The 18369-nt window shown below is 60.1% G+C and carries 20 protein-coding genes, 1 other RNA gene, 1 pseudogene and 1 riboswitch; of the genes and pseudogenes, 8 read left to right on the top strand and 14 right to left on the bottom strand.

The window, feature by feature from the left end:
- The first annotated feature begins 203 nt into the window (after positions 1-203).
- The 3 genes from AQZ59_RS08745 (at position 204) to ffs (ending at position 2174) form a co-directional block, all read left to right on the top strand.
- Complete coding sequence (locus tag AQZ59_RS08745; protein WP_062614266.1) at positions 204-1193, top strand: ABC transporter substrate-binding protein; 990 nt, start codon at positions 204-206, stop codon at positions 1191-1193.
- Positions 1194-1197: 4 nt separating this feature from the next.
- Positions 1198-1989, top strand: coding sequence for an ABC transporter ATP-binding protein (locus AQZ59_RS08740; RefSeq protein WP_062614264.1), 792 nt, complete (start codon positions 1198-1200; stop codon positions 1987-1989).
- Positions 1990-2078: 89 nt separating this feature from the next.
- Positions 2079-2174, top strand: an RNA gene (gene ffs, locus AQZ59_RS08735) — signal recognition particle sRNA small type.
- Between the two features lie 9 nt (positions 2175-2183).
- Here the strand turns inward: ffs and AQZ59_RS08730 are convergent.
- The 7 genes from AQZ59_RS08730 to AQZ59_RS09775 form a co-directional block, all read right to left on the bottom strand.
- Positions 2184-2354 (bottom strand): hypothetical protein, encoded by a 171-nt coding sequence (locus AQZ59_RS08730; RefSeq protein WP_236698706.1) that lies wholly within the window; start codon positions 2352-2354, stop codon positions 2184-2186.
- 33 nt (positions 2355-2387) lie between these two features.
- On the bottom strand, positions 2388-2675 hold the full coding sequence (locus AQZ59_RS08725) for an Nmad4 family putative nucleotide modification protein (protein ID WP_062614263.1): 288 nt from the start codon (positions 2673-2675) through the stop codon (positions 2388-2390).
- Positions 2676-2890: 215 nt separating this feature from the next.
- On the bottom strand, positions 2891-3541 hold the full coding sequence (locus AQZ59_RS08720; RefSeq protein ID WP_014320309.1) for a hypothetical protein: 651 nt from the start codon (positions 3539-3541) through the stop codon (positions 2891-2893).
- Positions 3538-3723, bottom strand: coding sequence for a hypothetical protein (locus AQZ59_RS08715; RefSeq protein ID WP_034375438.1), 186 nt, complete (start codon positions 3721-3723; stop codon positions 3538-3540). The genes AQZ59_RS08720 and AQZ59_RS08715 overlap by 4 nt, the downstream gene beginning before the upstream one ends.
- 148 nt (positions 3724-3871) lie before the next feature.
- Positions 3872-5122 (bottom strand): site-specific DNA-methyltransferase, encoded by a 1251-nt coding sequence (locus AQZ59_RS08710; protein ID WP_062614262.1) that lies wholly within the window; start codon positions 5120-5122, stop codon positions 3872-3874.
- A complete protein-coding gene (gene metK, locus AQZ59_RS08705) occupies positions 5094-6275 on the bottom strand; it encodes a methionine adenosyltransferase (RefSeq protein ID WP_062614265.1) in 1182 nt (393 codons plus the stop codon). The genes AQZ59_RS08710 and metK overlap by 29 nt, the downstream gene beginning before the upstream one ends.
- A 100-nt stretch (positions 6276-6375) precedes the next feature.
- Positions 6376-7053: a TetR/AcrR family transcriptional regulator gene (locus AQZ59_RS09775; RefSeq protein WP_065422052.1), complete on the bottom strand. Its 678-nt coding sequence runs from the start codon at positions 7051-7053 to the stop codon at positions 6376-6378.
- A gap of 92 nt (positions 7054-7145) precedes the next feature.
- Between AQZ59_RS09775 and AQZ59_RS08695 the strand changes: the two genes are divergently transcribed.
- Positions 7146-8375, top strand: a complete 1230-nt coding sequence (locus tag AQZ59_RS08695; protein ID WP_062614261.1) for an MFS transporter — start codon at positions 7146-7148, stop codon at positions 8373-8375.
- Here AQZ59_RS08695 and AQZ59_RS09250 read toward each other — a convergent pair whose 3' ends face one another.
- From AQZ59_RS09250 to AQZ59_RS08665, 6 genes and pseudogenes are all read right to left on the bottom strand, one after another.
- Positions 8376-8933, bottom strand: a complete 558-nt coding sequence (locus AQZ59_RS09250; protein WP_082661256.1) for a terminase — start codon at positions 8931-8933, stop codon at positions 8376-8378.
- A 246-nt stretch (positions 8934-9179) separates the two neighbouring features.
- Positions 9180-9557, bottom strand: a complete 378-nt coding sequence (locus tag AQZ59_RS08685; RefSeq protein ID WP_014320314.1) for an HNH endonuclease — start codon at positions 9555-9557, stop codon at positions 9180-9182.
- Between the two features lie 155 nt (positions 9558-9712).
- Positions 9713-10177, bottom strand: a complete 465-nt coding sequence (locus AQZ59_RS08680; protein ID WP_042406075.1) for a hypothetical protein — start codon at positions 10175-10177, stop codon at positions 9713-9715.
- Positions 10174-11535 (bottom strand): DEAD/DEAH box helicase, encoded by a 1362-nt coding sequence (locus tag AQZ59_RS08675; RefSeq protein WP_062614259.1) that lies wholly within the window; start codon positions 11533-11535, stop codon positions 10174-10176. Before AQZ59_RS08675 ends, AQZ59_RS08680 begins: the two co-directional genes overlap by 4 nt.
- Positions 11516-11794: a PDDEXK family nuclease gene (locus AQZ59_RS08670; RefSeq protein WP_062614258.1), complete on the bottom strand. Its 279-nt coding sequence runs from the start codon at positions 11792-11794 to the stop codon at positions 11516-11518. The genes AQZ59_RS08675 and AQZ59_RS08670 overlap by 20 nt, the downstream gene beginning before the upstream one ends.
- 136 nt (positions 11795-11930) lie before the next feature.
- A pseudogene (locus AQZ59_RS08665) lies at positions 11931-13505 on the bottom strand (DNA primase family protein); the annotation flags it as partial.
- Positions 13506-13545: 40 nt separating this feature from the next.
- Here AQZ59_RS08665 and AQZ59_RS08660 point away from each other — a divergent pair.
- The 4 genes from AQZ59_RS08660 to AQZ59_RS08650 all read left to right on the top strand — a co-directional run bounded on the left by AQZ59_RS08660 (position 13546) and on the right by AQZ59_RS08650 (position 16160).
- On the top strand, positions 13546-14139 hold the full coding sequence (locus tag AQZ59_RS08660; RefSeq protein WP_285895985.1) for a peptidase dimerization domain-containing protein: 594 nt from the start codon (positions 13546-13548) through the stop codon (positions 14137-14139).
- Between the two features lie 191 nt (positions 14140-14330).
- A complete protein-coding gene (locus AQZ59_RS08655) occupies positions 14331-14594 on the top strand; it encodes a hypothetical protein (protein ID WP_062614256.1) in 264 nt (87 codons plus the stop codon).
- Between the two features lie 75 nt (positions 14595-14669).
- A riboswitch (SAM riboswitch) is annotated at positions 14670-14787 on the top strand.
- Between the two features lie 135 nt (positions 14788-14922).
- Positions 14923-15417 carry a hypothetical protein gene (locus tag AQZ59_RS09470; protein ID WP_145989895.1) on the top strand — a complete coding sequence of 165 codons (495 nt, stop codon included), beginning with the start codon at positions 14923-14925 and terminating at the stop codon, positions 15415-15417.
- 170 nt (positions 15418-15587) lie between these two features.
- Complete coding sequence (locus AQZ59_RS08650) at positions 15588-16160, top strand: NADPH-dependent FMN reductase (RefSeq protein WP_019174205.1); 573 nt, start codon at positions 15588-15590, stop codon at positions 16158-16160.
- Between the two features lie 112 nt (positions 16161-16272).
- On the opposite strand, the gene AQZ59_RS08645 is transcribed toward AQZ59_RS08650, so the two are convergent.
- Positions 16273-18138, bottom strand: a complete 1866-nt coding sequence (locus AQZ59_RS08645; protein ID WP_082661254.1) for a phosphoenolpyruvate carboxykinase (GTP) — start codon at positions 18136-18138, stop codon at positions 16273-16275.
- Positions 18139-18369: the final 231 nt, after the last annotated feature.

Raw genomic sequence — 18369 nt, 5'->3', positions numbered from 1 at the left:
CAACGCTCGCAATCGAGGTCTGTTGATCAATCACAATCGAGGCCGCATCCCGCCGAAACTCCGGCGTATACGACTTCCTCGTCTTCTTCTCACTCACGAGTCTTCCAACACCCTTCCCAGCCAGACAAGCCAGCCTCATCAAGTGTCAACAAACACAGGGTAACCCCAATATTCCAAATAGAAAACAGAAAGGAAAACCCGTGATGATGAAGAAACAAATCATCGCCGGCACTCTCGGCGTTATGCTCGCCGCTGGCGCGCTAACCGCCTGCTCAGAAACTGATAATCCCAACACCAACGCTGAAAACGACGCTATTACCATCAACAACTGCGGAGTAGAAACAACCTTCAACACTCACCCGAAGAAAACCGTTTCGATGGGTGTAACCGGCTTGGCCTACCTGTTCGCCGCTGGCGCGCAGGACTCCATCATCGGCCGCGCCAACGAATGGGGCGAAGAACCACCAGCGTGGATTGGCTCAAAAGCAGACAGTATCGACGTGCTTTCCAACGAGTCCATCTCAATGGAAGCGCTGCTGAAACTAGAGCCCGACCTGGCCTACGGTGGCGGGTTCAGCTCTGAAAACTCAAGCCCTGAGGCAGTCGCAGCGAAAGGCATCCCTGCCATCGTTGACGCACCAGAATGCTCCTACTTCTACCCGGATCAACCAGAAAACGAGTCCTTCGACGCGATCTTGGCAGAAGTGACCCAGCTCGGCAAGCTCATGGGCACGTCAGACAAAGCCGACGCCACGGTTGCTGATCTCAAAGCCCAACTTGAGCAAGTCAGAAGCGAAAAAATCGGTAAAGGACGCAAAGTTTCCTACGCCTACTACTACGGGGAAGATCCTGAGCTGTTCAGCTACGGCAACCAGGGCGTGGTGGGAGAAATCAACAAAACCCTCAACCTAGAAACCGCAATTGACCCGAACTACCACCCACACCAAGGCCCCATTGCTCCTGAAGCTTTCGTCAAATCAGACCCCGACGTCATCATCGTGCTCACCGGCATGGGCGGGGCTACAAAAGAAAGCTCCCTAGAACGCCTCGCGAAAATTCCCGGCTACAACGACATGAAAGCCGTGAAGAACGGCAACATCATCTACGCCGAATCAGCTGCTGCCTACGCCTCGCCCACGGCAATACACGGCACCCTTGAGCTAGCCAAGCAGTTGAAGGAACTAGGGAAATAAACCGATGAGCGATTCTCCCCTCAAGATAGAAAACGCTAGCGTCCGGTTTGGGGACAACCAAGTCCTCACCAACGTCTCTTTTGAGGTACCTCGAGGACAAATCCTCGGAATCGCCGGGCCTAATGGCTCTGGAAAAACCACCCTCATGAGATCCCTATTCGCTGCGCAAAAACTATCCGAGGGGAGAATCACCATCAACGGTGATCCACTGAGCACACTCAGTCCAGGCCAAGTTGCCAGACGCATCGCGGTCGTTTCGCAATTCGAACAAGACATGGACCAAACCCGCGTCATTGACATCGTGCTACTTGGACGAGCACCCCACCGCAAAGACATCCAAGGCTACAACGCCACCGACCATAAAATTGCGCGCGAAGCCCTCGAAGCTGTCGGAATGAGCTATGCCCAAGACCGATACGTTCACACTCTTTCTGGAGGAGAACGCCAGCGCGTCCTCATCGCCCGCTCACTCGCTCAACAATGCAAATGCATCCTTCTTGATGAGCCCACTAATCATCTGGACGTCAAATACCAACACCAAATTCTCAGTGTCATCAGGAAAGTCAGCGACACCGCCGTTATTATCCTGCACGACCTCAACCTCGTTGCACGCTACTGCGACAACGCCATCATCCTCAAAAACGGACACCTGCATACCAAGGGAAACCCGACGGAAATCCTAACGCCGCAACTTATCCGCGAAGTCTACGGCGTCAGCGCCACCGAAGTAAACGATGCGGGCACTAAACAATTCAGCTTCAAGCCATTGCAGGAACCGCTGCACCTCAACCGTTGATAACCTGCAGGCAGGCACTCACTTTCTCCTCACCGAACAGCCGGCAAGCCTCCACCTTTTGTAATCGCCGCGCGGTTTAGTAAACTGGGCGTGATCCCTCGCGTGACGGTATCACCCGAACCTCCCCAGGGCCGGAAGGCAGCAAGGATACGGTAGCTCTGCCGGGTACGTGAGGGATCGGCTTTGGTGTAGTGTCAGCCGATGCGGCTGAGCGTGCGGACCGGGATCTTCTCAGCCCCGACCTCCTCGGCGAGCTCGTCGAGGACGATGAAGGGGATCTCGGCGGCAGCCTGGATCTCACCGTGCGGGGCGGCGTCGGCGGGGATCTCCAGGTGGTTGGTGATCAGGTTCCGGGTGGCGTCCATCGCGGGTCCTCCTTGGCCTTGGTGGGATGTGGGTTAGATCTGGGTCAGGGCCCAGGCGATGGCGTGCCCGGCGTCTGCGAAAAGGTGGTCGGCCTCGGCGATGAGCTCCAGGGCGCATTCGCTGCGGCCGCGTGCGTTCGGGCCGAAGCCGTCGATCGGGGCTTCGGTGAGGCGGTAGACCTGGGCGCTGTTGCCGTAGCCGTCTTTCTTGGTCCAGGTCGCGAAGGTGGCCAGCGTGTAGTCGCCGTGTGCGAGGATCGCCCCGTAGGAGTCGACGCGCATCTGCAGGGCTTCGGCGGTGAGCTTCTCGGTGGTGTTCATGGCTGTTGTCCTTTCCTGAGGGGCTGTTCTTTTGTCATGTACATACAGCCATAGGTGCGGGCGCTTATCCAGTCGTATTTGCCCAGATCAGGCACTATTTTTTGGGATCTACAGCACTTAAGAAAACCATGGAGAAACAAGGCTTGTGACGAGGGGAAACCCCGCTCGTGGCAGGGTTTCCGGGTGCCAGCAGGTCAGGCGTTGCGATTGATGCGTCAGTTCTCCTTCCTGCTTGCCGGGGTGCGCCAGGCGGCGTCGCCTTCCAGGCCTGCCAGCAAGATGCGGCGTGCCTGCTTGTGTTCGGGGCCGATGAAGCCCAGGGAGAGCAGGAAGCAGCGCATCGTGTACTTGTCATTGCCCGGTGCAGGCGGCGTGGATCGGATCCGGGTTGCCTCCTGGGCGCGCTGGCAGAGCTTTGCCACAAGCGGGATCACCGCCTCGCGTGCCGTCTCCGGCGTAATCGACTCACACCACGGGAACGAGACGGTCTCGTCATCGTTGAACTGCACGGGTGTGGCCGGGATGCCCAGGGCCTTGGCGATCAGTGGCCCTTTGGCCGCTAGGAGCGCTTCGAGGTTGGCGCGAGTGCGCTCACTCCACCCGGTGGTGGGCATCGTGACCGTCAACGCCACCTCGCCCGGGTCGGCGGTTTCAAAGCCCGCCTTGTGTGCGGACTCGAGCACGGCCTGCGCCTCGATACCATCTGGCAGGTAGAGGGTCCAGTCCCGATCCAGCGTGGCGTCTGCGATCTGGTAGGCAAACGAGGGCGTGCCCAGGTAGGTGGCCTCGGTGCCAAGGTGATCGGCGAGAAGCTGGGCGAGCTTTTTCCTGCCCGTTTTGTGCGGGGTGAAGGCGAGGATGCTCATGCCACGACCTCCTTCTCGAACCAGGCGGCCACCATGCTGAGGAAACGCGTCGGGTCGTATTCGATCACGCGCACCACCAGCTGGTAGCCGCGAGCTCTGGCAACCCGCAGGGTTTCCTCGGGGTCGTAGACGTTGACTCCGGCTGCGATGAGCTCGCTGATTTCGATGTGTAATTCACTCATGACCAGTCCTTTTCGCTCGGTTCCCCCCGGGGCTGGGGGTGCTTTCGGTCATGTACATACAGCCATACGTTTTTCCGCTTATCCAGTCGTTTTTGCCCTCATCAACGGCTCATTTTCACGCCCCTGTTTTGCCTGCATTTCCGGGGTTTTATTCGCGGTCGCGGTCGACCTGTTTGACCAGATCCAGATACGTGTACTGGGTGTTGCCTCGCTGGCAGGTGATCCCGGCCGCGTCCCCGGTCGCCTCGGCGTAGCGGCGCAGGATCACCGAGGCGTACTTCTCGTCCAACTCCATGAGGTAGGCGATGCGGTCGGTCTGCTCGGCGGCCATCAGGGTCGAACCGCTGCCAGCGAACGTGTCGAGGATGATCGCGTTGGCCTGGGTGGAGTTGCGGATCGGATAGGCCAGCAGGTCCAGCGGCTTGGAGGTCGGGTGGTCGGAGTTCTTACGCGGCTTGGCGAAGTTCCAGATCGTAGTCTGTTTCCGGTCAGCGAACCACTTGTGCTTGGCTCCCTGCTTCCACCCGTAGAGCACTGGTTCGTGCTGCCACTGGTACGGCGAGCGTCCCAGCACGAGGGAGTCTTTGACCCAGATGCAGCAGCCGGAGAGTTTGAACCCGGCGTCGATGAACGCTTTGCGGAAGTTCAGCCCTTCGGCGTCGGCGTGGAACACATACGCCGACCCACCCTTGTCGAGAACGCCCGCCATGTTGGTGAACGCGGTGAGCGGGAACTCGTAGAACGAGTCGGCCTTCATCGCATCGTTCTTGATCGTGAGCCCGTCGGAGGACTCGAAGGCCACGTTGTAGGGTGGGTCGGTGAGCACCAGGTTCGCGCTCTTGCCATCCATGAGCACCGCGACATCGTCTGCGTTGGTGGCATCCCCGCAGACCAGCCGGTGCCTGCCGATAGTCCAAATGTCGCCGCGCTGGACGAACGATGCGGCCTCGAGCGCGGCGGTGAGATCGAAGCCGTCATCGGTGACCTCGTCATCGTCGAGGGAACCAATCATCGCTTGGATTTCGTCATCGTCGAAGCCGGTGAGCTCGGCATCAAAGTCAGCCGCGTCCAGGTCGGCGATGAGCAGGGCCAGCTTGGACTCGTCCCAGTCGCCGCTGATCTTGTTCAATGCGACGTTCAGGGCCTTCTCGCGGGTCTCGTCCAGCTCGACGACCACGCAGTCAACACCAGTGTGGCCCAGGTCGGCGAGCACTTTCAGGCGCTGGTGGCCGCCGACGACGTGGCCGGTGGTGTGGTTGTAGATCACCGGCTCGACATACCCGAACTCGGTCAGCGACCGCTTGAGTTTCTCGTAGTCCGCGTCCCCGGGCTTCAGGTCCTTACGCGGGTTGTAGTCGGCGGGCTTGAGCTCACTGATGGGTAGCTGCTTGATGAGCACGGCGGGTCACCTCCGTCTTGAGCTTGTCGGCATATGGCAGTGTCCATTCCCACTCGCTCAGGCCATGGCCCATGTGCCCGTAGGTGGAAAGCTTCGCGTAGATGGGGGCTCTAAGGCCGAGGCGTACGATCATCGCGGCCGGTCGCAGCGGGAAGATCGCCTGGGCGGCGTCGGTGAGCAGCCAGTCCGAGTGCTGACCTGTGCCGAAGGTGTCGATGTGGAACGCGACCGGGTCGGCCTTACCGATCGCATAGGAGATAGCGACGTGGCATTCTTCGGCCAGGCGCGCATCCACCACGGTTTTCGCGATCAGGCGCGCCATGTACGCACCCGTCCGGTCGACCTTGGAGGGGTCCTTACCCGAGAACGCGCCACCACCATGGGGTGCAAGCCCGCCGTAGGTATCGACCATGAGCTTTCGGCCAGTCAGCCCAGTGTCTGCGGCAGGGCCACCCTCGACGAAACGCCCTGAAGGGTTGATCAGGATTTCGGTGTGTTCGTCGATTTCGATCTCGCGACACGCCGCCGAGATAACCAGCGAAATCAGACGCTGGTTGAAATCCTCCACGTTAATGCCTGGCTTGTGCTGGACCGAGACCACAATCGTGGCGATACGTTTAGGGGTTTCGCCGTCATACTCAACAGTGACCTGGGCTTTCCCGTCCGGGCCGAGCTCTGGAATCTTGCCGTCTGTGAATGCTTGATCGAGACGCTTGCAGATCCGGTGAGCATAAACCAGTGGCAACGGGAGTCGTTCTTCGCTCTCGGCTGTGGCGTAGCCGTAGACGGTGCCTTGATCGCCAGCACCAACCATTACGTGAGAACTCGTATCACCGTGGCGTGCTTCTAAAGATTTATCGACCCCGCCAGCAATATCGCTCGATTGGCAGTGAATTTTGGCGCGGATGCGGAACCGGCGCGGATCATAACCCACATGCTCAAGCGCTGCGCGTACCAGCATCGGAATCTCAAGCTTTGCCTTGCAGGTGATCTCGCCAGCGACATAGATGCGTGCTTTGATTGCCATCACTTCGACAGCCACTCTGGCGGCAGGGTCTTCGTAGAGGGCACGATCCAAAATGCAGTCGGCGATGTAGTCGCACAGCTTGTCCGGGTGCCCGGCGCGCACGCTTTCAGCGGTTTTCAACGACATATACAACTCGCTTTCATAAATTGATATGGGGTGGGAATAAAAAAGTGAGCGCCAGCTGTGCGGGCGCTCACTAAGACGATGATTGAGAAGTGGGTCAGAGTTAAGGCAGCAGGGTATGTTCGATGCCGTCTAGGATCACATCGATGACGAGGTCGTAGTATTCCTCGGACATCGCTTCTTCTTCATCAAGGTGTGAGAGAGGCTCCAGGTAAGAGTTGACAATACTGGTCAGTCCAACAGATTGAGCCATCATAGGCTCAAGCCTGACAAGCATTTCGTGCAGGTTGTGGCGAGGTTGGATTTGATTGGATGCGCGCAGGTTTCTCGCTCCGATCGTGTGGATGATCGAGTTCGCGATAATTGTGTAGGCCACAGGCGAATTGTCACCAAACCCAGCTTCTTGTAGTTTGGCCCAGGCTCCATCGATCATCGGCAAAAACTGTTCAGTGAACTTGCCCCGCGCGAACCTGTCGGTAATCCCTGGATATGCTAACAATGCGGGGCGTAGATTGTGAGCCATAGCTCGAAACCAGGCTTTCCATTCAAGGTCCGGGTCGGGAACTTCAATCCCGACACATACCCGGTCTACAACAGCATCACAAATGGCTTCCTTGTTTGGAAAATAATGATAAATCACTGAGGGAACCACGCCCAGTTCACGGGCAATGTCCCGTACTGACCATCCCTCAACGCCACTGATCGCGCTTAACTGTACAGCTTGTTTGACAATCAGCTCGCGTGATAGCCCAGCCCTTCGCCCCGTTAGCACAGTGTTCATAAGGTGACCCTTAACTTATTCCTTGACCCTTACTAGAACACCATTCTACAATATCCCTAAGTGAAACAGTGTTCTAGTAATGGAGTGTAGTGATGCCTGACCCTCGTAGTAATAAGCCGACACAGAGTTCTATTGATCCAGGAGCGCAAGCGAACCTGGTAGTGGGAATCGTTTTTCTCGCCTTTATGGGGCAAATGATTCTCAATCCGATCATCGCGCCACTGTCACGACAGATCGGATTGCGGGAATGGCATATTGGCGCCACTATCTCTTTGGCAGCGATTGTACTAGCGAGCTTGAGTGCTTATTGGGGGCGAGCTTCCCAACGTTTCGGCGCTAAACGTGTACTCGCTGCCGGGCTTGTGATCGCGATCATCGCTTTGAGCGCCTTCGGTATTGTCTCCTACCTGGGGATGAACCAGGTAGTTGGCGGTGTCGGACTAGTTTTTGGTGTTGTGATCACTCGTGGTTTGCTCTATGGCGGAGGGATTTCAGCGATCGCCCCGACCGCGCAAGCCCACCTGGTCACGCATGCTGCCAGCGAGAACGGGCGGGTAAAAGCACTGGGCATGATTGGAGCGGCTCAAGGGATGGCCTCCATTGTTGGAGGTGTTACTGGAGGTGTGTTAGCCGCTGCTGGTGGCCTGCTCTTGCCCTTGGTGGTCATGCCCGTTGTGATGGTGATTGGTCTGGTTGTTCTCTTGGTGAGTTTCGCACCTCAAAGCCAAGGGCAACTTTTTGCAAAGCCTCAACGGATTCGCTTCACTGATCCGCGTGTAGCTCCCTGGCTAGCAACTGGTCTGGTAATGTTTCTTGTGTTTTCTTCTGTTGCTACGATTTTTGGATTCACTGTCCAAGACCGCTTCGCCCTGTCGGCAACTGCGACCGCAGGTATTTCCGCGATTTACCTGACCATCATGGGCGTGACCATGATCATTGCCCAAGCGGTGATTGCTCCAAAGACAGGGTGGGGAGCAGCGAAGCTTTTACGTACTGGTCTGACCATTACACTAGTTGCAACTGTGCTCATTTGGCCTACCTCCTCGCACGCTTTACTGGTTGTCGGGTGTATCGTGCTGGGGGTAGGTATGGGACTGGCGATGCCCGGGTACAACACTGGCCCAACCTTGAAGATGAGTGCAGATGAGCAAGGCGCAGTGGCTGGCATCATTAACGCTAATAATGGGTTGGCGTACGCGATTGCCCCGCTGGCTTCGACCGCCCTTTACGGGTGGAACCCGCTGGCACCCTTCGCCGTCTGTATCGCCTTGATTGCAGTGGTCGTCATCTACGCCCACACCGCACCCGCACTACGCCAATAACTATGAGCGTGCCTGAAGTAGCCGTTCCATCACGTTATCCGCAGGAGTCGGCCCCGAGTAGTCCACCAGCGAGTTGGCTTTGACCACATCGAAAATCTCGTACCAGAGCGTATTCGCCTGCTTGCTAAACGACTGAGACATGGCCAAGAATGGGGACGCGATAGCCGCCCCCGTGGTCGGATGCTTACCCAACAGGCCAAAATCGGAGATTGCTTCTTCGCATTGAATGAACCGAGCAAAATTCTGCGCATAAGCCTCAATCAACCGTGGAGCTACGAGTTTTTCGCAGCCGCGCTCCTTGAGCCAGTTCCAGGTATCGCGGTAGATTACGTCAGCACCCAAAGGGTTACCATCACGCTGCACAGCCGCCAAATAAGCCGAAGGTTCTGGCATTACGCTACCTTCAAGATCCCCGCCCGCTTCCAGATCTGGTGGGTCGAGCGACGTGATGTGGAGGACGCGTGCGTCTTTGCCTTCGGTGATCTTCTCAAACGCAGGTGTGGGCTTCGCACCTGAGCCTGCTCTGCGTCCGCCGCGCAGTGTTCCGTCTTTCGCCATGAAATCTCGCCTCCTTCCAGGCGGTTAGCCCGGTGATGGAGGGCTTGGGGGTTAATACCCTGTTTGATTCGGTCTTTTTGTGTACGGTTGGCCCCGCCCGCTGAGGAGCAGCCCAGCTGTGGAGATCCGCTCGCCCCCACCCCCTCGGCAAGCGCGCCACGTCGCCTCGTGCCGGGCGAACGGGGTCGAGGTTGGCACAGGTGAGGGTCGGCAGGGAGGCCGCGACAGGCGGGCACACAGCCCTTTTTAGTAGCTGTAGACCCGAGGGGCTTGCCGCCACCGGTCGCCATCGAGCGCGGACTGGCGCGAGTGGCACGGCTTGCACAGACTGCGCAGGTTCGACTCGTCGTGGGTGCCGCCGTGGTCGAGCGGGATCACGTGGTGGACCTCAGCCACGGGCGTGTACCGGCCACGGGCCAGGCAGTCCTCGCACAACGGGTGGGCTTCGACGTAGGCCGCGCGGATCTTTCGCCACCGGTGGTCGTAGCGTCGGTTGATCTTCGGGTCGCGCTGGTAGGTCCGGTAGCGGGTGTCCTCGGCGCGGGCGTGCTCGGGGCAGAACCGCGTCTCGGTCAGCTCGGGGCAGCCGGGCTGGGAGCACGGGCGCTTGGGTTTGAAAGGCATCCGTCTCACCACCCTTGTCGTTCATGGCAACGACCCCCAGACGAACCGTGATGATTCGTCTGGGGGTCGGGACCTACTTTTCAACCACTTACAGCATGCGACAGGCACACCCTGAAAGTCATCCCCTCTTTGCGACACTCATGCGCGCCAATGCTTCAGTCTCTGCCGAACAAGAGACGCGCGAAGCGGGCAAGGGCGCGCTGCTTCTTGGCGAAGGCAGTCTTGCGTTCGACGTAGAAGTGTTCGGCGACTTTGACGGCGGCGTCCTCGGCGGAGAGGTCGTCGAGGAAGAAGACCTCGAGGACCAGCCGGTCATCGTCGCTGAGGCTTTCCCAGGCCGGGTTGAACCAATCCATGTAGGCCTGCGCTTTTTGGTTGCGGGCTTTGAGCGCGTCGAGGTTGTCGAGGATCGAGCAGACTCTCGCTTCACCGGCGTGCCGGTTGTTGCCCCGTGGCAGGCCGTCGAATCGGGGTGAGCCGATTGAGGTCAGTGAGGCTTTGAGCTCGTTGGCGTACCCGTCGCCTTGCTGGAGAATGACAGCTTGGGTTGCGTAGTCCTGGAGGACGCCGATGGCGGCTTTGCGGTAGTCGAAGTAGTCCCAGATGGGGTGGTCGTTCATGAGTGTGCCTGCTTTCCCAGAGTGTCGGCGACCGCATTGATCAACGCAGCCTGTGTCATGTCTTTGTTGTCCAGCGCGGCCAGTACCGCCTCATCGAGGGTGTGGTCTGCGGCCAGGTGGGTGATCGTCACCGGCTGGTCTTGTCCCTGGCGGTAGAGCCTTGCGTTGGTCTGTTGGTAGAGCTCCAAGGACCAGGTCAGGGAGAACCAGACCAGGAGGTTGCCGCCTTGCTGGAGGTTGAGCCCGTGTCCGGCTGAGGCCGGGTGGATGAGCGCCAGCGGTATCTCGCGGGCGTTCCACGCTTTGATGTCGGTACTGGTTTTCAGCTCGCGGGCCTGCGGGAGGCGTTCGGTGATGCGCTCACGGTCGTGTTTGAACCAGTACGCCACGAGCAGCGGCTGGCCGTTGGCCGCCTCCACGAGGTCTTCGAGCGCGTCGAGCTTGCGGTCGTGCACCACCACGGTGTTGCCGTCCTCGTCGTAGATCGCACCGGAGGCCAGCTGTAACAGCTTGCCTGACAGTGCTGCGGCGTTCGCGGCATCGATGACCTGCCCGTCGAGGTCGAGCACCATCTCATCTCGCAACCGCTCGTAGGCTTTGCGCTCCTTGACGTCGAGGTCGACGAGCGTCGTGGTGACCGTCAGCTCGGGCAGGCGCAGGTAGTCGGTGGTGCGCATCGACAAGGTGATGTCGCTGATCGCCTCGTAGATCTCGTCCTCGGCACCGGGTGCGGGCTTGTAGGTGAAGATCTGCTGGCCGTTTCGCCGATCGGGTACGAACCAGCGGTTGCGGTAGTGGGTGATGAACCTGCCGAGGCGCTGGCCTTCATCTAGGAGTCGGAACTGCGCCCACAAGTCCATCAGCCCGTTGGCTGCGGGAGTGCCGGTGAGTCCCACGATCCGGGTGATGCGTGGTCGCACGGAGGCGAGTGCTTTGAACCGCTGCGCCCGGTGGTTCTTAAACGAGCTCAGCTCGTCGATGACGACCGTGTCGAACGGCCATGTGTTGCCGAGGTGGCGCACCAGCCAGGGCACGTTTTCGCGGTTGATGACGGTCACCATCGCCTCGGCGGCAAGCGCGTCCAGCCGCTGGGCTTTGGACCCCACGGCGACGGCGATGGTGAGTCCTGCCAGGTGGTCCCATTTGGTGGCCTCGGCGGGCCAGGTGTCGCGGGCGACTCGCAGGGGTGCGACGATGAGGACGCGGCGGGCGTGGAAGGAGTCCAGCAGCAGGTTCCAGATGGCCGTCAAGGTGATCACCGTCTTGCCTAGCCCCATCCCGAGCAGGATCGCGGCCTGCGGGTGGTCTTCGATGAAGGCGGTGGCCAGTTGTTGGTAGTCATGCGGCTCGTAGCGCATCAGCCACCTCCTGGATCGCGTCAATGTTGTCGACGACGACCGCATCAACGCCGTGCTCTTTGAGCTGCTGGATGCGGCGGCGTTGGATGGGGCGTGGGAGGCGTCCGGGGGCTTTGAGTTCCACGAAGATGACGCGTCCGTGATGGATGCAGATGCGGTCTGGGACCCCTGCGGTGCCGGGGCTGGTGAATTTCCAGCACAGGCCACCAATCGCCTCAACGGCTTTTTTCAAGTGTTGTTCGATTGCTTGCTCGTTCATGGTTCATGTCCTCTCGTGTGAGAGGCCCATGACGACCTATGACGATGCGATATGGACTTTTCCTAAGGGCTATATTTTCTGCCCTATAGCAAACTCACATATGGGTCGTCATAGGTCGTCATAAGGCCCGTCTGAATTAGTTGTCGAACTCGTTCTTCAAGGCCAAACCGTGGACGAACATGCCGTGCATCGTCCTTTTACGTGTGAAGCCGTGGTGTTCGACGGTGGCGTTGAAATCGACCATGGGACGCGCCCACCCGGAGGTCGACATCGCCCACGCCCGATAGGCCTGATACAGATCCCCGGCCCGTTCCGACAGCCCAGGGTCAAGGTCGCAGTTGGCGTCAAGGAACTGAGCGAACCAGTTGTTCTCTTCCCGATACGCCGCTGATGCCTCCACAACTCGTGCCGGGGCCTTGAGGTGGTAGTCCTCGGCGTGGATGAGGCGCGCGCCCTCCATAATCCAGGCCAGGATCGCCCCGCCTGCCTGCGTGTAGAGGTAGTCGGCATAGTTCTTGATGTCGGATGTGCCTTCGATCTTCGCCTCGAAGGGAATGACGATGAGCCTGCGCCAGATGCCCGCATCCATCGCACCCACCCTGGGCAGATGGTTCGTGTAGAGAATCAAGGTGTGCGACGGGGTGAAGGCAAACGGTGCCTTGTACTTCTTCTCCGCGTAGATCTGATCGGTGGAGGCCAGCTGCTTGACCACCGAGGTGGACATGCGCACGCCCTCTTCGGATTCGGCAGAGATGATGAGGCGTTTGCCTTTGGCCTCAGCCAGCTCCGGTTTGACGTTGCGCATCCCACCGATCGTGAGCACATCAGCACTCATGTTGCCTGCATACGTGCCTAAGACTCTGGCGATGGTGTTCCAGAACGTCGATTTGCCGTTGCGACCATCTCCGTAAGCGATGACGAGGGCTTCGACGAAGACTTGCCCGATCGCAGCAAGGCCGACGATGCGCTGCACGTAGGCGATGAGCTCGGCATCGCCTTGGAAGAACACCTCGAGGGCTTCCTGCCACAGGTGCGCGCCGTCGGTGCCCGGGTCGAGGCTGGTCTGCTTGGTCACCAGATCCGCCGGGTCATGGTCGTGGCGCGACATGGTCCCGTGGCGCAGATCGTAGGTGCCTGATGGGGTGTTGAGCAGATACGGGTCGGCATCGAGCTGCTCAGGGGTGGTCAGCAGCATGGGGCGGGCTTCTTTCAGGCAGTTGGTGATCCCGCGTGATTCTCGGCGTTTGAGCGCGTAGGCCGCATAGGTTTTCGCGTCCTCGAACGAGGCGAACGCCTCTTGTTGGGCGGTGTTGAACATGGCCTGGGCTTTCGCCTTCGACATCGACGCCAACAACATGGCAGGCCCCGTGGCAGCGAGCTGGTCTTTGGCGTCTTCGAGCAGCTCGTGGGCCTCGGCCAGTTGGCGTTCGGTGAGCTCCTGGGCGACGGCTTGGGCTGCGGGTGCGGATTCGTACCAGACACCGTCGTAATAGACGAGCCAGTCGGTGGCCTCCGAGTAGCGCAGCGTGTCCGGATAGGCCTTGGTTAGGGCGTGGGCTTGGCCGACGTCGCTGTAATCGGCGGGGCGTACCGAATCCAGGCTCGCCTCAAAATCCTCTGGTGGCACATACCCGGGCTGGTTCTCGACCGTCTTGGCGAACCGGGTGGCCGACCGCCAGATCGACTCCACCTCCGCCTCCGGCAGGGGCGGTCACGGCTCGGAACCGGAGACAACGATCGACCCGGTGGTGATGGCGGCGGCCACGGTGATGCGTTTACAAACCGTGGTGTCGCGGGAGATCAGCCCGCGTGACACCGCGGTTGTGACTGTCGGGCGGATCGAGGCCGGGAGCAAAAACAACATCATCCCGGAGTCCGCCTCGCTCGGGCTGAGCGTCCGCAGCTTCAGCGAGACCGTGCGCGAGCGCCTGGTTGCGGGAATCCAGCGCGTCATCGAGGCCGAGGCCGCGGCGTCAAACGCTCCAAAGCCACCGAAGATTGAGTTCGGTGACCGTTTCCCGGTCACCTATAACGACCCGGAGATCACGGAGGAACTGAACGCGGTCTTTGTTGACGCCTTCGGGGAGGACGCGTTTTTCGCACCCGGCGCGCTCTCCGGAAGCGAAGACGTCGGAGTGCTCGCCACAGCCGCGGGGGTGCCGCTTGTGTACTGGATGCTCGGCGGTCACGACGCCGCGGAGTACGCCGCGGCGGAGGCGGCGGGAACGGTCCACACCGATGTGCCGTCGAACCACTCACCGCACTACGCACCCGTCATCGATCCGACGCTGCAGCGCGGTGTTGCAGCGCTTGTGCTCGCCACAAGGCACTGGCTCGACCGCTAGACACAGGCCCGTTTACGCCTTAGATTAATTATGTCTTACATAAATAAATGGTGTGGGCGCCGACGGCGCAGGCCGACTCCTGGAATATGTCGCAGTGGAAGACGAACCGGATGGTTGGTTCATCTATCACGCAATGCCTGCCACAAAGAAAGTTCTGATCGAGGTAGGCCTTGGAGCAAGGAGGTAGCGTCATGAGCACGTACACCGATGTAAACGGGGTTGAGTTCACCGATGAGCAAATTGAGCGCTGGGCGGCAGAGGACGAATCCGAAGCGGGATACACCTGCGACCACCTCGGCCCGTCACGCCCCGGTCGACCCGTCAGCGTCGGAACCGATGTGCGCCCGGTGACTGTGCGGCTCGATGCTGCGCGCCGCGCGAAACTCGAACACTACGCACACTCCCACAGCACGAGCATCTCGCAGGCCGTTCGGGATCTCATCGACGCGATGTAGCCCTCATCAAGGCGACCAAGGCGACCAAGGCGACCCGTGACAGCGGATCGTTTTGTGTGCTACGATCACTTCCACGTTCAAGAGTCGTAACCGTAGGTACCTGGCCGGTTACGCGACAACCCGAATCCATCGATTCCCGGGTGTCCCAGGGGAAGAACGGGCTTCATGAAATCTCATGGAGCAAGATTCGATGGGGCGCTTGCCCCAAGAAAGGGGCGTGAGCTCCGTGTCTGCACATCATTTTTCATTTGAGACCGACCAAGACTGGTGGAGCCGGATCGGGCTTGGTTACTCTGGGGTCAAACCCGGCACTCGTTTCGGGAACCGCGTGAGAGCGTCGCTGCTGAAGATCTTGCGCGAGCACCCGCCGGTTGCATTCGCTGGCGGTGACAACGGCGCCACGCTGTCACTTGACGACTTCGCCGCACTGATCGAGGCCGCGGCAGCTGACGCTGTTCGCGCCGGCGAAGAAGGAGAGCGGATCACCGCTGAGACCCTCCGTGAAGAGGGGAGCGCGCGGGTTGAGCAGGCGTACGCGATGCCCGACGCTGATTCGCTGATCACCGAGGGGCGCTGGGCCGGGCTCACGAAGGGCGAGGCGTTTGCGTGGTGCTGGGCGCTTTTCGAGTACGAACCGCACGGCTTCGTCCACCCCAACTCGCAGGTCCGGGTGGAGAGCCGGGCGAAACTTGCGCAGGGCGAACTGCCGTCGGTGTTTGGTTACCCGGAGCGCGCGAAAGAGTTGAAAGCCAGTGGCTTGGATCCCCGCAAGTTCCGGGAGCACCAGGCCGCGCTTGGTGCTCGGAGCTTCGGTTACTCATGAGGTTCGCAATCGCGGAATTGTTAACATAGGCTTGACCTCGTGAGCGAGTGCCGGTTCTGCTCGGCTTGGGGCAGCGACCGGCAGCTCGCGCCGCGCGAGTCTGTGGCGTATGAGGGCGCGGATCGCGGTGCATGATCCACAGTTGAAATAGAGAAAAGAGAGTGAAACGTATGACGAAGCGCGTGAGTGTGATTGTTGGGAGCCTGCGTCGTGGCTCCTTTGCCCGTAAGATTGCGCACAACCTGATTCCGATGTTCCCTGAGGGGTACGAGGCGAAGATCGTGGAGATCCGCGACCTGCCGCTGTACGATTTCGACTACGACGACCCAGAGGTCACCGACAAGCCGGTGCCGGCGGAGTACACGGAGTTCCGCGAGACGATTAAGGCCTCTGACGGGGTGCTGTTTGTGACCCCGGAGAACAACCGCACCATCCCGGCGTGCCTGAAAAACGCGGTGGATATTGGGTCGAAACCCAACGCCGACGTTGCGTGGAAGGGACTCCCGGCGGGAATTGTGAGCCACTCTGTTGGACGCATGGGCGGGTACTCGTCGCAGAAGAACCTGCGCCTTGCGCTTTCCTACTTCGACATGCCAACGCTTGGCCAGCCCGAGGTGTTCCTGTCGCAGTCGCCTGAGCTTTTCGGTGACGGGGATAAGATCACCCGCGAGTCAACCGTTGAGTTCCTGCAGAAATACATTGACCGCTTCGCTGAGCTGATCGAAAAAACCAGCCGCGATTAGTTTTCGCGGGCGCGTAACCCAAAGGCGAGGGGGAAACCGAACACGTTTCGGTTTCCCCCTCGTTTGTTGTGTGGCGGTTTTGTGTCGCCGCGGCCGCGCGGTGGCGCAGGCGCTAGCTGTCTGCGCCCCCTGCGTCAGTTGCCGCCTCGGCCCGCAACGCCTCGACAAGCGCCTCGTGTGCGTCCCAGATTTCGCGCGGCATATCGGGCAGCTCGCGCAGGTGCTCAGCGCGGTGATCGGTTTCCTGCAGCCAGCGTTCAACGTCAACCCGCAGCAGTTTGTCGAGATCCGCCGCGTCGATTTCGAGACCGGTAAAGTCGAGCTCTTCAACAAGCGGGAGCACGCCGATCGGGGTTTTGCGTCCCTTGACTTTGCCGTCGCGGTACTGTGTGAGCCAGTTCAGCGCGCGCAGGTTCTCGCGGAAGCCCGGCCACAGGTAACGACCGGTTTCGGGTTCGCGCTGGAACCAGTTGACGTGGGCAAACATCGGCGTCTCTTTCAGCTGCCCGAGCACTTTAAGCCAGTGTTCGGCGTAGCGACCCTCGGAGTACGAGAAGAACGGACGCATCGACATCGGGTCGTAACGCAGCTGCCCGTCAAGCCCGTCCGCTGCGAAAGTCGCCTCGGCGCCGAGTGTCAGCCCGTCGTAGACGCCATCAACAAGGTTGTCGATTGCGCGGATCAGCGGTTCACGATCGCGGGTGCGGCCACCGAAGATAATCGCGTCAACGACCACGCCCTCGGGTTTGGAGACGTCTTCGGCGAGGTTCGGGATGCGCTCCAGCGGAATCGTGAAGCGGCTGTTCGGGTGCGCCCACGGTTCGTTTTGCTGCTCGGCGGTGCGGTCGGTGATTTTCGCGCCGGTCCAGTCGAGCCACCCTGCCGGGTCGGCCGGGGGTTCGGGGGTGAGACCCTCCCACCACACCTCGCCGGTGACTTCGTTGTAGGCGGTGTTGGTGAAGATCGTGCCCGATCCCTCAGCGATTGCCGCCATCGCGGTGGGGTTGGAACCCTCGTTGGTGTCTTTTGCGACACCGAAGGCACCGTTTTCGGGGTTGATGGCACGGAGTTTCCCTTCGTCGTCAACCCACATCCAGGCGATGTCGTCGCCGTAAAAATCAACGCGGTAGCGGTCGCCGAGTCCGTTTGGCGGCAGCGTCATCGCGAGGTTGGTTTTCCCTGACGCGCTCGGGAAGCCGCCGCACACGTGCGTGGTGACGCCGGTTTCACGGTCGTGGATCCCAAGCAGCAGGAACTGCTCCGCGAGGAACTTCCCTGAGGCGTAACCGTCGTAGGACGCCTGGCGCAGACCGTGGGCGATTTTACCAAGCAGCGCGTTGCCGCCGTACGCGGAGCCGAAGTGCAAAATGGTGCGCTCGTCTGCGACGGTCACAAACATCCGCTCGTCGGCGTCGGTGCCCTGCTGCAGCGCGGTCAGGTCACCGGTGACGTGCACACCGCGCACGAAGAAGTCCTGGTCGCTGACACCGTCGAAGTGCTCAATTCCGACGCGGGCCATGCGGATCATCTGCAGCACCACGTTGCGGTCGTCGGTGAGCTCAACTCCGAGCGCGAAGTTCGCAAGCGGGGTGCCGGGAGGGGCCATCAGGTACGGCACCACGTACATGGTTTTACCCGCCGAAGCGCCGCGCATGCGGCTCGTCAGCAGCGGTTTGACCTCGCTTGAGTGGCGCCAGTTGTTGTAGCGCCCGCGATCCGCCTCGTCAGCCGTGGCGACAAAGGTGCGCTCTTCGGTGCGGGCGGTGTCTTTCGGGTGTGACCGTGAGTAGTAGCGACCTTTGCCTGCGCGCAGCATTTCGCCGGCGGCGATGGCCTCTTCGAGCAGCCTGGCGTCATCCGCTGCTGAGACGAGCTCGATCTTTTCAGGATTGGTGATCTCTGCCCACTCGCTCACAAAAGCGCGAACGCTTTCCACGTGAATCTCTGGAGGAACTTGAAATTGCTTTGATGCGGTCACCAGGCGCCCTCATTCATTCTTTAGTTTCCGGGTCTCACTTGTGATCTCTACCGTAGTACGTCGAGTCTGACAGCACCATAAGTATCCCCTTTGAGTCTTGGGTTTGGAGTGGCCTAAGAATTAGGCCCACTCGGTTTAAGTGTTGACCGTGTTTTCTTGTTTCCATTGTTCCGCGTATTTCCGTGGGCTGAGGTAGCCGAGTGAGGAATGCGGATGGAAGTTATTGTAACG

Origin of the sequence: Trueperella bernardiae (assembly GCF_001469025.1) — a bacterium.
Classification (GTDB): Bacteria; Actinomycetota; Actinomycetes; order Actinomycetales; family Actinomycetaceae; genus Trueperella; species Trueperella bernardiae.
Note: the sequence above shows the minus strand (reverse complement) of the source record. Positions and strands in the feature narration are given on the sequence as shown.